We start from the raw sequence: 13,981 nt of genomic DNA, 5'->3' as shown, positions 1-13,981 counted from the left end.
GCTACCCCCGGTCGGGGTGGTGGGTGGGAAACAGGCACCGCTCGTTGGGGAGTCCTGGATTCCGCTGCGCTTCATCCCGGCTACCCGCTTCCAACCCGCATCCCATGTCGGAAGCGCCACCGAAATGGTGGATGCTACGAAGCGGGCCGACGGCGGCGCCGACTTGTATCGTTTCCTACATTTCAGCCGTTGTATCGCCCGCTTCCGGTCTGACAACGGCGTCCTTATTCGTCTTTAACCCACTGATCTTTCTGGGAGAGCCAGCGTTGGCTCCGAGATTGCAGCGGACCGGCATTCCCCCTCTTTCGGAGTGCCCCGCCATGACCCGCACCGTTCATCCCGTGGTTATCGACGACACCACCCTGCGCGACGGTGAACAGAGCGCCGGGGTCTCCTTCACCCCGGACGAGAAGCTGGCCATCGCCCTCGACCTGGATGCGCTGGGGGTCGACGAGCTGGAGATCGGCATCCCCGCCATGGGCGAGGAGGAGCGGGAGGTGATCCGCGCGGTGGCCGATCTGGCGCTCGACGCCCGGCTGCTGGTGTGGAGCCGGATGACCGATGGCGATCTGGCGGCCTGCGTCGACCTCGGGGTGCAGATGGTCGACCTCTCCATCGCCGTCTCCGACCAGCAGATCGAGAAGAAGCTGGGCAAGGACCGCGACTGGGTGATCGGCGCCATCGAGCGGATCGTGCCGCGCGCCCTCGACATGGGACTGGAGGTGGGGATCGGCGGCGAAGACGCCTCGCGGGCCGACGACGAGTTCCTGCTGCGGGTGGTGGAGACGGCCCAGCGGGCCGGCGCGCGGCGCTTCCGCTTCGCCGATACGGTGGGGATCATGGAGCCGTTCGGCGTGCGCGAGCGGATCGGCCGGCTGGTGGCGGCCACCGATCTGGAGATCGAGATGCACGCCCACGACGACTTCGGCCTGGCCACCGCCAACACCCTGGCGGCGGTGCTGGCCGGGGCCAGCCACGTCAACACCACGGTCAACGGCCTCGGCGAGCGGGCCGGCAACGCGGCGCTCGAAGAGGTGGTGCTGGGTCTCGATCGGCTTTATGGCTACCCGGTGGATATCGATCTGGCGGGTTTCCAGGAGCTCTCCGCGGCGGTGGCCCGCGCCGCCGGCCGGCCGGTGGGGTGGCAGAAGAGCATCGTCGGCGAGGGGGTGTTCACCCACGAGGCGGGGATCCACGTCGACGGGCTGCTCAAGGACCCGGCCAACTACCAGGGGGTGGATCCGCGGCTGGTGGGGCGCGAGCACAAGCTGGTGCTCGGCAAGCACTCCGGCAGCCGCGGGGTGATCGAGGCCGCCGCCGCCCTCGGAGTGCTCCTCGACCGCGAGAACGCCACGGCGATGCTGCCGCGGCTGCGCGCCTTCGTCACCTGGAGCAAGCGCTCGCCGGAGCCGGCCGAGCTGTTGCAGATGATCGATGAGGTGAATGCCGCGCAGCCGCACTTCGAGCTGAGTGCGTAGTCCCCGCCGGTTGGCGGCCCCGCCCCTGGTTACCACGCTCCGCGTGGTAACCCCGGCCTTCACGCCGGCAGAGGCGTCTGCTTCGGACGCTCCGCGTCGGCGCCGCCCTTTCTGTGACCACCGTTCCTGAGGTAGGACGCAGAGCGTCCAAGGTCCGTCGGTTACGACGCAGAGCGTCGTAACCAGAGGGGGTTCGTCGGTTACGACGCAGAGCGTCGTAACCAGAGGGCTGTCGTAACCAGAGGGATGAAGGGGAGTCAGCGGCAGCGCAGCCGGTAGCCGATGCCCTGTTCGGTGGCGATGAAGCGGGGGTGGCTGGGGCTGTCGCCGAGCTTCTGGCGCAGTTGGCCCATCAGCACCCGCAGGTAGTGGGTCTCGGTGCTGTAGGCCTCGCCCCACACCTCGCGCAGGATCTGCTGGTGGGTGAGCACCTTGCCGGGGTTGCGGATGAGCAGGCCGAGCAGCGAGAACTCCTTGCGAGTGAGGTGGACCTCGTCGCCGTCGAGGATCACCCGGCGGTCGGCGAGATCGACGCTCAGCGCGCCGCAGCGATGGACCGGCGGGACCGGTTCGTCGCCGTGGGTGCGCAACGAGACGCGGATCCGCGCCATCAGCTCGCCGATGCCGAAGGGCTTGGTGACGTAGTCGTCGGCACCGTGGTCGAGGGCGGCCACCTTCTCCGCCTCGTCGGCGCGTACCGAAAGGACGAGGATCGGCACCCGGCTCCATTCGCGCAGCCGCAGCAGCACCTGCTGGCCGTCCATGTCGGGCAGCCCCAGGTCGAGGATCACCAGCGCCGGCGGCGCCTCGGTGCAGCGGCGCAGCCCCTCCTCGCCGAGTCGCGCCTCCTCCACCTGGAAGCCGTGGGCCTCCAGGCTGATGCGCAGGAACTGGCGGATGTGCGGTTCGTCTTCGATGATCAGGATGGTGTTGTTCATTCGTCCGTCTCGTTGTCTTCGTGCTCCTCCACCGGCAGGGTGAGGCGCACGCAGGTGCCGACCCCGTCGTCGCCCGGTAGCGCCTCGACGCTGCCGCCGTGGGCGGCCACCATGCCGTGGCAGATCGCCAGCCCCAGCCCCGCCCCCTGGCGCGTGCGGTCCCCCTGATCGGCGCGGTAGAACATGTCGAACACCTTGCGCCGCTCCGCCTCCGGGATGCCGGGACCGCGGTCCACCACCTCGAGGATCGCCTTGCCGTCGCGCAGATAGCCGCGGACGATGATCGGCGCGCCGGGCGGGGAGAAACCGGCGGCGTTGTAGAGCAGGTTGACCAGCGCCTGTTCGATCAGGCTCCCCTGCAGATAGAGCAGCGGGAGGTCGGCGGCGACCTCCTCGCGTACCTCGAACGGCTCCAGCGCGGCGCCGATCCGCTCGACCGCCACCGCGATCAGGTCCCGCGGGTCGACCCAGTCGCGGCGCGGGGTGACCGCGCCGTTGCCGAGCTTGGTCATGTCGAGCAGGTTCTGGATGTAGCGGTTGAGCCGTTCCGCCTCGTCGAGCACCGCGGCGAGCAGCGCCCGGCGATCGTCGGCGGAGAAGTTGCCGCCATACTCCAGCAGGCTGGTGGTGGAGCCGATGATCGAGGCGAGCGGGGTGCGCAGGTCGTGGGAGACCGACGAGAGCAGCGCCGCGCGCAGCCGTTCGGTTTCAGAGACCAGCCTTTCCTCTTCGAGTTCCGCGCTGACCCGGTTGAGGCGGGTCAGCGCCTGCTCGCGGGTGGCGTGGGCGGCGCGCATACTGGCCGCCAGATGGCCGGTGAGCGCGGTCATCAGGATGAAGAAGAGCAGGGTGTAGAGGTCCTCGCGGGCGCCCACCACCAGCGAGAAGCGGGGTTCGGTGTAGAGGAAGTTGTAGGCGAGAAAACCGAGCAGGGAGGCGAACAGCGAGGGCCACAGGCCGCGGCGGATGGCGATCACCAGGGCGGCGGTGAGATAGAGCAGCGAGAGGTTGGCGTGGTGCAGCACCTCTTCGAGAAGGGCCGCCAGGATGGTGGCGATGACCACCACGGCCACCGCTTCGAGCAGTGCGAGGGGGGTGGCGAAACGGGGATGTGGCTGGGACTGCGGCATGGTCGGGCAGACGGAAGTGATCCAAGCATCATAGCGCCGGGGCGGCTGCCGCGGGCATAATAAAAGAATAAAATCCTTATCAACTTTTTAGCTGTGCGCGACCGCGCCGGGGAGAACAATGGCGGCCCCTGTGGATTCCGTACGGTCGTTCCTCATGCAGTTCTCCCTGGCGTTGCGGATCTTCGGCGTCCTGCTGATGATCTCCGGCGTCTCCCTGCTCCCGTCGCTGCTGATGTCGGTGATCGACCAGGAGGGGTTGTGGCACCAGTATGCGGCGATGGTGGCCTTCGCGGTGGGGGCGACGGCGCTGATCGAGCTGTTCCTGCGCGGTCGCGGGGCGCAGCCGCGGCTGAGCAACCGCGACGGCTTCCTGATTGTCGCCATGCTCTGGTTCGCCGGCAGTCTGCTCGCCTCGGGCCCGTTCATGGTGTTCCTCGAGCTGAGCCCGGCGGATGCGGTGTTCGAGGCCACGTCCGCCTTCACCACCACCGGCGCCACGGTGATGGTGGGGCTCGACGAGCTGCCCCGCTCGATGCTGCTCTACCGCCAGGTGTTGCAGTGGATGGGCGGGGTGGGGGTGATCGTCTCGGCCATCGCGCTGTTTCCGCTGTTGCGCATCGGCGGCATGCAGCTCTACCGGGCGGAGACCCCGGGGCCGATGAAGGACGAGAAGCTGACCCCGCGGCTGGCCCACACCGCACGCGCCATCTGGATCCTCTACGGCGGCTTTACCGCGGCCTGCGCGTTTGCCTACTGGGCGGCGGGGATGAGCGTCTTCGACGCCATCGCCCACAGTCTCTCCACCCTCTCCACCGGTGGCTTCTCCACCCACGACGCCAGCTTCGGCTACTGGGACAACCCGTGGATCGACGCGGTGGGGGTGGTCTTCATGCTGGTCGGCGGGATCAACTTCGGCGTCCACTACGTGGTCTGGCGGCGGCTCGATCTGGCCGCCTACTTCCGTAGCGCCGAGGTGCGCTGGTTTCTGATCATCACCCTGGCGATCTCGCTGCTGGTGGCCGCCGCGCTCTACGTCACCGGCATGCGCAGCGATGTACTGCACGCCCTGCGCCATGCCATCTTCACCGTGGTCAGCGTGATCACCAGCACCGGCTTCGGCGTCGACGACTTCTCCCACTGGCCGCTCTATGCGCCGCTGCTGATCATCTTCGCCAGCGTCGTCGGCGGCTGCGCCGGCTCCACCGCCGGCGGGGTGAAGGTGATCCGGCTGCTGATCGTCAGCGCCCAGGCGAAGGCCGAGCTCGACCGGCTGGTCCACCCGCGGATGCTGCGCCCGATCAAGATCGACGGGCGGGTGGTCAACGAGAGCGTGGTGGTGGCGGTGTGGAGCTTCCTCTTCCTCTACATCGTCACCTTCGGCACCTTCCAACTGCTGCTGATGCTCGACGGCTTCGACATGGTCACCGCCTTCGGTGCGGTGGCCGCCTGCATCAACAACCTCGGTCCCGGCCTGGGCGAGGTGAGCGGCCAGTTCGGCGGGGTGAGCGATGTCGCCAAGTGGCTGCTCAGCTTCGCCATGCTGATGGGGCGGCTGGAGATCTTCACCCTGCTGGTGCTCATCTCGCCCGCGTTCTGGAAGGCTTGATCCCTTCATCTGGTGTCGGCGTATGAAGTGCGCGCCGGCGTTTCCGTTTCGGCACCTGTTCGGGCACACGGTGCCTTCGTTCGGCACGGCGCCCGCGGGGCGCCCCATAGGGCGGCCTGCGGCCGCCGTGGCCTTTCGGACTGCACCGGCGTTCGTTCCCCGAGCTGGTGGGCTTCGCGACAGCGGAGGCTTCCGAGGCCTGTTGGATCTCCTACAATTTTTCGCCGTCTTTAATTCCAACTCGTTGATTTACGGTTTTTTTACGATTGGCTTCGATGTTGCTTGGAGAAGACCGTCCCGCCCTTATTCGCCGCGGCCGAGGCCGCGGCCCATCGATGGAGAGCCACCATGAGTGACTTTGACGACGACCTTTCCGAACTGGAGTCCGCCGAGGATTTCCTCGATTACTTCGCCATCGACTACGATCCCGCCACCGTGCGCGTGGCCCGGCTGCACATCCTGCAGCGTTTCCACGACTATCTCGAAGGGGCCTCCATGCCCGAGGACGATACCGCCCGCCGCGCGCTCTACACCCAACTGCTGGAGCGTGCCTATCGCGACTTCGTCGAATCGACCCCGATCGACCAGCGGGTCTTCTCGGTGCTGAAGAAGGCGGTGGGTACCGCCACGGTCTCGATCGGTTCCATCGGCAAGGCGTGAGGCGGGGATGGACGATCCACAACGGCGTTACGACTACGGCGAGGCGGTGCGGGTGATCCGCAACATCCGCAACGACGGCACCTTCCCCGGTATCCCCACCGGAACCCTGCTGATCCGCCGCGGTTCGGTGGGCCACGTGCGTGACGTCGGCACCTTCCTCCAGGACCAGGTGATCTACTCGGTCCACTTCCTGGAGGAGGACAAGCTGGTGGGGATCCGCGCCGAGGAGCTGATCGGTGTCGACGAGCCGTGGGTTCCGAGCCGCTTCGAGTCCCGTGAGAAGGTGCGCACCGTCGCCCACCTCTCGGTGGCCGGCGAGGTGATCGCCGAGCGCGGCGCCGAGGGGGAGATTCTCAAGGTGATCCGTGACCAGGAGGCGGAGCGCGTCACCTACCACGTCCGTTTTCCCGGCCACACCCTGCAGGTGCCCGAGCCGTTGCTGGAGCGGATCGAGGAGGCCGGCCCGGAAGAGGACGCCGACTCTCAATGAACGCCTGTGTAGGAGCGGCCCCCAGGCCGCGATGGCGGCGGTTCAAATCGAAGCCCTGATCGCGGCCTAGCTCCTACGCTACGCTGAACGAGTTTGATGCGAGTGAAGAGACGATGAGCCAGAGCCCGATCGATACCTCCAGCGCGGAGTTTCTCTACTGCCTGTTGCGTACCGCCCAGGAACAGCAGGGGGAGGCCCCCGCCGCGCTCGACGACGCACAGCGGTCGGCGGTGGAGCAGACCGCCGAGCGGGCCTTCGAGCTGGAACGAAGGATCCTCGCCTCGCGTGAGGCGCTCGGCGTGGTGGTCGCCGACTCTTCGGTCGAGGAGGCCGCCCGCGCGGTGGAGGGACGCTACGAGGAGCCCGGGGCCTTTCATCGGGCGCTGGCCGAGAACGGCCTCGACCCCGAGGGGCTGCGCCGCGCCCTGGCGTGGCAGCTGCGGGTGGAGGCGGTGCTGGAGCGGGTCGCCGCCCGCGTCCCGCGGGTCAGCGAGACCGAGGCGGAGATCTACTACCGGATGCACCCGGAGAAGTTCCAGCGGCCGGAGCGGCGTACCGTGCGCCACATCCTGATCACCATCAACGAGGACTTCGCCGAGAACCACCGCGGCGCCGTGCAAGCGCGGCTGGAGCGGTTGGCCGCCGAGCTGGCCGAGGATCCCGCGCGCTTCCCCGATCTGGCGATGGCCAACTCCGAATGCCCCAGCGCGCTCCACGGCGGGCTGATCGGCACCGTGGCCCGCGGCAAGCTCTATCCCGAGCTGGATAGGGTGCTGTTCGCCCTCGACGAGGGGGCCATCAGTCGCGTCGTGGAGTCCGAGATCGGTCTCCATCTGGTCTGGTGCGAGGCGTGCCACCCCCCCGGCGAGATGTCGCTCGCCGAGGCGATGGAGCCGCTGCGCGACAAACTCACCGAGCGGGCCCGTGAGGCGGCCCAGCGGGAGTGGATGCGCCAGCTCTGAGGGCATCCTCACAACCGTCCCCAGGTGCTACCTTTCTTCGTATAAGGGAAATCCCGGATTCCCGCCCTGCAGGGAGGTTTGGCCTCCCCGGGAGGGACGGCAGGTATCGGAGCGTCGGCCTTGCGACCGGGGGAGCGTTGTCCCTGACGCGGAATTCCGCCCACAGTAGAAATCTGAGGGACGCAAATTCCAAGTAACGAAGGGCGGTGCAGCCTCTCCCATTCGCGGCCGATTCCGCTCCCGCATCCGACCGTCCTTCCCGGAGATGGGCGATGGGTGGGGCCGCGTCGGCGGCGGGGAAGCGCTCCGCCAAAGGGGCCCGGCATGCGCATCCGTAGCAAATTCATCTTTCCCATCGTCGTCTCGCTGCTGCTCGGCGGATTGGTCGGCGGGATTCTCCTCGATACCTTGATCAACGGCCTGGTCTTCCGCCAGGCGGAGACCGCCGAGCAGATGAAGCGCACCGCGCTCGACGCAGCGGTGGCCGCCAAGGTGACCGAGATCAACGGCAACATCCGGCGCATCGCCGGCAAGGCGCTGGAGGAGGCGGCGCTGTTCAGCCGCCTGCCCGGCGTGGTGGAGGCGTACCGCCAGGCGTTGCGCGGCAACATCGACGATGAGGCCGACCCCCGGGTGCAGCAGGCGAGAGAGCGGCTGCGCGAGGTGATGAAGCCGGTGGTGGCCGGCTTCCGCGGCGCCACCGGCGCGCCCGCCTTCCAGATCCACTTCCACCTGCCCAACGGCCGCAGCCTCGCCCGCATCTGGCGCGAGGGGTGGCAGACCAAGCGCAACGGCAAGAAGCTCGACATCTCCGACGACATCACCTCGTTCCGCAATACCGTGGTCGAGATCAACCGCGGCGAGCACCGCCCGATCACCGGCATCGAGGTGGGGCGCGGCGGCTTCGCCATCCGTGGTCTCGCCCCGGTGATCGACGAGCAGGGCAACCACCTCGGCTCCAACGAGGTGCTGCGCTCCTTCGACGACGTGCTGCAGGTCAGCCGCTGCGATGAGAAGACCCAGTTCGCGGTCTACATGGACGCGGACCTGCTCCCCATCGCCACCAAGCTCCAGGACCCGAAGAAGAACCCGGTGCTCGACGGCAAGTACGTGCTCACCGCGCGCACCGACGAGAAGATGACCGGCGAGCTGGTGGACAGCGCGCTGCTCGACGCAGGCCATGACGGCCTGACCTCCCGCCAGCACGACCACTACTACCTCACCGCCTTCCCGATTCCCGACTACGGCGGCAAGGCGGTCGGGGTGATGGTGATGATCAACGACATTGCCCAGCAGCAGGCGATGGTCGCCACCATTCGCGACAACGGCGCGGCCACCGTGGCCGAGCTGCGCGGGCGGATCGCCGCGGCGATCGCGGTCCTGGTGGGGCTGATCGGGCTGATCTCCTCGCTGATCATCGATCGGGTGGTGGTGCGGCCCCTGGAGCGGGCCGTGGCGGTGGCCGACGCGGTGGCCGAGGGGGATCTGACCCACGCCATCGACGAGGGTGCCCGGGACGAGGTGGGGGATCTGATGCGGGCGATGGCGCGGATGCGCGACGGGCTGCGGCGCATCGTCGCCACCTTCGGCGAGGCCTCCTCCAACATCGCCACCGCTGCCGCCGAGATCGCCGGCGGCAACCAGGACCTGAGCAGCCGCACCGAGGAGCAGGCGGCCAGCCTGGAGGAGACCGCCTCCAGCATGGAGCAGCTCACCGCCGCGGTGCGCCAGAACGCCGAACACGCCCATACCGCCGGCCGCCAGGTGGGCGAGGCGCGGGAGCTGGCCGAGGGCGGCGGCGAGGTGGCCCGCCGCACGGTCGCGGCGATGGCCGCGATCAACGCCTCCAGCAAGCGGATCGCCGACATCATCGGAGTGATCGACGAGATCGCCTTCCAGACCAATCTGCTGGCACTGAACGCCGCGGTGGAGGCGGCCCGCGCCGGTGAGCAGGGTCGCGGCTTCGCGGTGGTCGCCGCCGAGGTGCGCAACCTCGCCCAGCGCTCGGCCGGATCGGCCCGCGAGATCTCCGCCCTGATCAAGGACTCGGTGGCGAAGGTGGAGGAGGGGAGCGCCCTGGTGGAGCGTTCCGGCAGCGCCCTGGAGGAGATCGTCGCCGCGGTCAACCGGGTCAGCGCGGTGGTGGTGGAGATCGACGGCGCGAGCGCCGAGCAGTCCGCCGGCATCGGTCAGGTCAACAAGGCGGTGACGCGGATGGACGAGATGACCCAGCAGAACGCCGCCCTGGTGGAGCAGGCCGCCGCCGCCAGCCAGTCGATGGCCGAGGAGGCGGCGGAGCTGAAACGGCTGATCGCCTTCTTCCGGGTGTAGGGCGACGGGCCGTGAGCCTGGGAGGTTAAGAGGAAGAGGCACGAAGGAGACGAGGGGGAAGGCAGGGAGTGGTGTCGAGGTGTGCGAGAGTCGCTGGTACGTAGTGCCTTCGTTCGACACGGCGCCCACGGGGCGCCCTATAGGGCGCCCCGTGGGCGCCGTGTCGAGCGGAACTGCCACTCGATACATTCACTCCGGGCGAGCAAGCGAAGCATCCGCTTTCCCACTCTTCATCTCCTTCGAGCCTCTTCCTTCGCGTTCTTCGTGTTGAAAATCACCGCCAGACGAATCCACCTGCCAAAATGTTGGCGGGGCGGTTTTTTCGGTTCCTCGACGCCTCAAGTGGATTTCAATGGCGTAGGTTGGGTTGAGCGCAGTGAAGCCCAACAGGCGTATCGGTCCGCTACCGAGGGGTTCCGCTCATCGCCGTTCGTTGGGCTTCGCTTCGCTCAACCCAACCTACGAGCTGCGCGGTGTGGCGCGCTGATGCAGAATCCGCAAATCCGGATCAGCCCGTAATCCCGTATCGGGACCGCGTTTCCAATTTCAGCTTCACCCCCGACAGACCGCGCTCGAACGCCGCCGATATCAGCGCATGCAGCTGTCGGGCCGCCGCCTCGGCGCCGAGCCCGGCCGGCCGAATGTTGGAGATGCAGTTTCTTTGCGCATCGCTTCGCCCGACCCGTGGCCCATAGGTCAGATAGATCCCCATGCTATCGGCCGCACTCAGGCCGGGCCGCTCGCCGATGAGGATGACGCTCAGACGCGCGTTGAGCCTCTCACCGATCTCATCGGCCAACGCCACCCGCGCCTGGGAGGCGACGGCAACGGGCGCCCAGTGCCAGCCGTCGGCGACCGAGCGTTCCTGAAAGCGGTCCACCAACGCCATCGCATTGTCGTGGATCGCCCGGGTCGATAGGCCGTCGGCGATCACCATGGCCAGGTCATACCCCGCGTCGTCCGGCACGCGATACGGCGCCAGACGCTGCCGGGAAGGCTCATCCAGCCGCCGCCCGAGATCCGGCCGCTGCAAATAGGTGGTCCGGTCGACCGCCGCGCTGTGCACGCCGACATACGGGATTCGGCGCTCGGCGAGTTCCCTTTCGATCGTTTCCGAATCGAAGGGCAGGTGCACCGCATCGCGGGCGCGGGCGTGGTCCGCGTCGAACGCCAGCATCTCGCGGGTGGCGATGCTCGAACCCGCACGGGCCAAGCCGATCCGCGCCGGTGTGAACGCCTTGAGCGGGGCCGCCCCGTGGACCGGCTCCGGTTTGCCGCTCATCGATCCATCTCCCGCAAGTAGGCGAGTAGCGGGGTGGCCTGGTTTTCCGGTGGAAGCCGGCCCTGATCGTCGCGCAGCCCCATCTTGCGCAGCCAGCGCTCGAATTCCGGTGCGCAGCCCGATCCCAGTACCTGTCGCAAGTAGTTGGCGTCGTGAAACGAGGTGCTCTGATAGTTCAGCATCACGTCATCCGCGCCGGGAACGCCCATGATGAAGTTGACCCCGGCAACACCGAGCAGGGCGAGCAGATTGTCCATGTCGTTCTGATCCGCCTCGGCGTGGTTGGTGTAGCAGACGTCGCAGCCCATCGGCAGGCCCATCAGCTTGCCGCAAAAATGGTCCTCCAGACCGGCGCGAATGATCTGCTTGCCGTCATAGAGATACTCCGGCCCGATGAAGCCGACCACGGTGTTGACCAGCAGTGGCTCATAGCGGCGCGCCACCGCGTAGGCCCGCGCCTCCACCGTCTGTTGGTCGACCCCATGGTGGGCGTCGGCGGAGAGCGCACTGCCCTGTCCCGTCTCGAAATACATCACGTTGTCGCCCACCGTCCCCCGCCGCAATGCAAGGGCGGCCTCCCTGGCCTCCTGGAGCAGCTCCAGGGTGACGCCAAAGTTGTCGTTGGCCTTCTCGGTGCCGGCGATGGATTGGAAGACCAGGTCGACCGGACCCTGGCGCTCCATGATCACCATCGTGTTGGTGACGTGGGTGAGGACGCACGACTGCACCGGCATCTCGTAGCGTTGGCGCAGATCGTCGAGCAGCCGCAGCAGGGACTCCGCCGCCGCCACGTCATCGGCCGCCGGGTTGATCCCGATCACTGCATCGCCCGCCCCGTTGAGCAGGCCGTCCAGGATGGCCGCCGCGATGCCCTGGGGGTCGTCGGTGGGGTGGTTGGGTTGCAGGCGGGTGGAGAGTCGCCCCTTCAGTCCGAGGGTGTTGCGGAACCGGGTCACGTTTTCCGCCTTGGAGGCGACCAGGATCAGATCCTGATTGCGCATCAGCTTGGAGACCGCCGCCGCCATCTCCGGGGTGATCCCCGCCGCCACCGAGCGCAGGGTTTCGGCATCGGTCTCGTAGGCCAGCAGCCAGTTACGCAGATCCCCCACCGTCATGCCGGATATCGGCGCAAACGCCACCGGGTCGTGACCGTCCAGGATCAGGCGGGTAACCGCGTCGTCTTCATAGGGGATGAGGGCCTCCCGCAAGAAGGCCGTCAACGGCAGATCCGCCAACGCAAACTTCGCGGCGATGCGCTCCTCCTCCGTCGCCGCGGCAATCCCCGCCAGGGCATCGCCGGATTTCGCCGGGCTCGCCTTGGCCATCAGATCCTTTAGATCACGGAAATGGTAGGTGCGGGCTCCGATGGCGTGTCGAAACGGATTCATGGCTGACATGACTCGATCTGATCCGGATAAAAAACCCGAATCCTATTGGAGATAGATGTCGCTGAGGTTTCATTTGGCCACGTGGTAAGGCTTACGGATTTACTCCAAATATCCACGATCAATAAGCCCTTTTGTCGGATCCATGGGAGTCGTCGATTGATCTGATAGATAATCCTTTAGTTCTTCTTTGCATATAAAGTCAATAAGTTGGAGAAGGCCGTCTTCCTCTATGGATGGCCATAGTTTGTTTAGATTGTCCGTTTCATATCTGCATCCTGGGTCATGCCTAAAATAATATCGCTCGATGTATGGGTTGGCGTTCATATTGTAAACTTGGTGGGCGCCAAGTGACTCGACATGACTTGGTTTGCATAAGAAGTCACGTTCATTGAGTTGTTCGTATCGCGTGGTTCTTGAAATAAAGCATCGATGTAATGTCGGAGGAAAATACAAGCCTGCTTTTTGCTGCCAAATTCGCGATGAACGGTAGATCTCCAGTGGTCCACGCAAGCCAATTTTCTCAGCAGATTGCATGAAGGCTTTCTCCATCAGATCATTTGAGACGTACAGAGGACATCTGAGTAGGGCGGCCTCGCCGTAGCCATCAGGAAAAATTTCATCTAGCTTTTTGTCTATTTTGAAGTCGTAATCTTTTCGGCGTGCTGCATCCAATATTCGCGCGGGAATGGAGCGAATTTCATCGAACCAAAAACGTTGTCCAGTATCTTCATTGTATGCATACAATCCCATTATGGTGCGATCCATAATATCCTGTGTCGGAAAATTTTTTGTGGTTATGTTGAATCGGTAAATTACGCCTAGATCTTGATCTGATTGTTTCTCATAAGGCTTGTAATAGGGGTAAGAGTGAGTGGCAAAAAATGCCGCTATCGTGGGTTCAGCGGTAATGTCAAAAGCGTCAGATGAGATGCCATATTGTTGATTGAGCACGTTGCCTACTAACTTTCCGAAACCGAGCATGATCGCTTGGCGCAAATCAGATTTTGCACCTTCTCGATCCGGTCCGTCCAATCTCATTTCGGTATTTAGTAGTGCCCACTCTCCATCATCCGACGGCTCTTTGGTTAGATTGCGGTAGGCCGATGGAGTGGATGGGTTATAGTAGTTTGTTTGGCCTCGGAAATAGTGAACTGATGAACGGTTGTTTTCGAAGTATTCAATTAATTCATAGATGTTTTTTGCAGGTTGATCTTGGGTGAATGGGCGCTTGTTCATTGCTTCTCCATTTGCCTTGTCAGTGACTCGGAAGTCTTTTCTTTGCGTAGTCTGGCTTTCCATCTTGTCGCCAGGGGGGGCGATAATGAATGTGCCCTTGGATTGCTGCTATCTCTACGTTCTTTAATGAACTATCTGAAAATGTTCACGTGAGCAATAGCCCGCTGCTGCCCCACTTACGCGAACCTTAACGGCAGTGAGGCTTGTGGTGATGGTGGGTCAGCCGTCTTTTTGTGAGACAGCTGATTAATTGGTTGCCGGGAAAAGAGGTTTACCTGTAGCTGGCGCAAGATTGCCTGCGAGCCACGTTTCCTCTTGATGCCTTCGTCGGAATTACACAACGCTCTCGTTCATGCCCGTGCTCTACGGACGCCAGGGTTGGCGTTCGGAAACGACGTCGGTATCGAGCAGGATCACCGCTCCTCCTCGTCATCGAACAGCCCGCGCACGGGCCGGGAGTAGGCAGGCAGTTCCAGTTCC

The 13,981-nt window shown here is 65.1% G+C and carries 12 protein-coding genes; 7 read left to right on the top strand and 5 right to left on the bottom strand.

All coding sequences use genetic code 11. The annotated features are described in order from the left end of the window. Both ACYQ2W_RS23180 and nifV read left to right on the top strand, forming a co-directional pair. Nucleotides 1–238 (top strand): hypothetical protein (locus tag ACYQ2W_RS23180; RefSeq protein ID WP_459872816.1); only part of this gene is annotated, 238 nt, incomplete at its 5' end. A gap of 82 nt (nt 239–320) precedes the next feature. Continuing rightward, nucleotides 321–1,478 (top strand): homocitrate synthase, encoded by a 1,158-nt coding sequence (gene nifV / locus ACYQ2W_RS23175; protein WP_459872814.1) that lies wholly within the window; start codon nt 321–323, stop codon nt 1,476–1,478. A 257-nt stretch (nt 1,479–1,735) separates the two neighbouring features. Here nifV and ACYQ2W_RS23170 read toward each other — a convergent pair whose 3' ends face one another. Further along, the gene (locus ACYQ2W_RS23170) at nt 1,736–2,416 is read right to left on the bottom strand and encodes a response regulator (RefSeq protein WP_459872812.1); all 681 of its coding nucleotides are present in this window, start codon (nt 2,414–2,416) and stop codon (nt 1,736–1,738) included. Next, the gene (locus ACYQ2W_RS23165; RefSeq protein ID WP_459872810.1) at nt 2,413–3,546 is read right to left on the bottom strand and encodes a sensor histidine kinase; all 1,134 of its coding nucleotides are present in this window, start codon (nt 3,544–3,546) and stop codon (nt 2,413–2,415) included. The genes ACYQ2W_RS23170 and ACYQ2W_RS23165 overlap by 4 nt, the downstream gene beginning before the upstream one ends. A gap of 154 nt (nt 3,547–3,700) precedes the next feature. Between ACYQ2W_RS23165 and ACYQ2W_RS23160 the strand changes: the two genes are divergently transcribed. From ACYQ2W_RS23160 to ACYQ2W_RS23140, 5 genes are all read left to right on the top strand, one after another. Beyond that, nucleotides 3,701–5,152 carry a TrkH family potassium uptake protein gene (locus ACYQ2W_RS23160; RefSeq protein ID WP_459872808.1) on the top strand — a complete coding sequence of 484 codons (1,452 nt, stop codon included), beginning with the start codon at nt 3,701–3,703 and terminating at the stop codon, nt 5,150–5,152. Between the two features lie 348 nt (nt 5,153–5,500). Next, nucleotides 5,501–5,812 (top strand): nitrogenase-stabilizing/protective protein NifW, encoded by a 312-nt coding sequence (nifW, locus tag ACYQ2W_RS23155; RefSeq protein WP_459872806.1) that lies wholly within the window; start codon nt 5,501–5,503, stop codon nt 5,810–5,812. 7 nt (nt 5,813–5,819) lie between these two features. Beyond that, nucleotides 5,820–6,302, top strand: coding sequence for a nitrogen fixation protein NifZ (locus ACYQ2W_RS23150; RefSeq protein WP_459872804.1), 483 nt, complete (start codon nt 5,820–5,822; stop codon nt 6,300–6,302). 113 nt (nt 6,303–6,415) lie between these two features. Then, nucleotides 6,416–7,264, top strand: coding sequence for a nitrogen fixation protein NifM (gene nifM / locus ACYQ2W_RS23145; RefSeq protein WP_459872802.1), 849 nt, complete (start codon nt 6,416–6,418; stop codon nt 7,262–7,264). A 324-nt stretch (nt 7,265–7,588) separates the two neighbouring features. After that, on the top strand, nt 7,589–9,595 hold the full coding sequence (locus ACYQ2W_RS23140; protein WP_459872800.1) for a methyl-accepting chemotaxis protein: 2,007 nt from the start codon (nt 7,589–7,591) through the stop codon (nt 9,593–9,595). A gap of 508 nt (nt 9,596–10,103) precedes the next feature. On the opposite strand, the gene eutC is transcribed toward ACYQ2W_RS23140, so the two are convergent. The 3 genes from eutC to ACYQ2W_RS23125 all read right to left on the bottom strand — a co-directional run bounded on the left by eutC (nt 10,104) and on the right by ACYQ2W_RS23125 (nt 13,501). Then, complete coding sequence (gene eutC, locus ACYQ2W_RS23135; RefSeq protein WP_459872798.1) at nt 10,104–10,877, bottom strand: ethanolamine ammonia-lyase subunit EutC; 774 nt, start codon at nt 10,875–10,877, stop codon at nt 10,104–10,106. Beyond that, entirely contained in the window at nt 10,874–12,265 is a 1,392-nt protein-coding gene (locus ACYQ2W_RS23130) for an ethanolamine ammonia-lyase subunit EutB (protein WP_459872796.1), read from the bottom strand. The genes eutC and ACYQ2W_RS23130 overlap by 4 nt, the downstream gene beginning before the upstream one ends. A gap of 99 nt (nt 12,266–12,364) precedes the next feature. Then, nucleotides 12,365–13,501: an FRG domain-containing protein gene (locus ACYQ2W_RS23125; RefSeq protein ID WP_459872794.1), complete on the bottom strand. Its 1,137-nt coding sequence runs from the start codon at nt 13,499–13,501 to the stop codon at nt 12,365–12,367. Nucleotides 13,502–13,981: the final 480 nt, after the last annotated feature.

This window comes from Endothiovibrio diazotrophicus, from assembly GCF_054657215.1.
This window is presented reverse-complemented; position numbering and strand designations above follow the sequence as displayed.

Coding starts and splice junctions, on each gene's coding strand:
- ACYQ2W_RS23150 (WP_459872804.1), top strand. CDS start 5,820: ATGGACGATCCACAACGGCGTTACGACTACGGCGAGGCGGTGCGGGTG.
- ACYQ2W_RS23160 (WP_459872808.1), top strand. CDS start 3,701: ATGCAGTTCTCCCTGGCGTTGCGGATCTTCGGCGTCCTGCTGATGATC.
- eutC (WP_459872798.1), bottom strand. CDS start 10,877: ATGAGCGGCAAACCGGAGCCGGTCCACGGGGCGGCCCCGCTCAAGGCG.
- nifV (WP_459872814.1), top strand. CDS start 321: ATGACCCGCACCGTTCATCCCGTGGTTATCGACGACACCACCCTGCGC.
- nifM (WP_459872802.1), top strand. CDS start 6,416: ATGAGCCAGAGCCCGATCGATACCTCCAGCGCGGAGTTTCTCTACTGC.
- nifW (WP_459872806.1), top strand. CDS start 5,501: ATGAGTGACTTTGACGACGACCTTTCCGAACTGGAGTCCGCCGAGGAT.
- ACYQ2W_RS23165 (WP_459872810.1), bottom strand. CDS start 3,546: ATGCCGCAGTCCCAGCCACATCCCCGTTTCGCCACCCCCCTCGCACTG.
- ACYQ2W_RS23125 (WP_459872794.1), bottom strand. CDS start 13,501: ATGAACAAGCGCCCATTCACCCAAGATCAACCTGCAAAAAACATCTAT.
- ACYQ2W_RS23140 (WP_459872800.1), top strand. CDS start 7,589: ATGCGCATCCGTAGCAAATTCATCTTTCCCATCGTCGTCTCGCTGCTG.
- ACYQ2W_RS23170 (WP_459872812.1), bottom strand. CDS start 2,416: ATGAACAACACCATCCTGATCATCGAAGACGAACCGCACATCCGCCAG.
- ACYQ2W_RS23130 (WP_459872796.1), bottom strand. CDS start 12,265: ATGAATCCGTTTCGACACGCCATCGGAGCCCGCACCTACCATTTCCGT.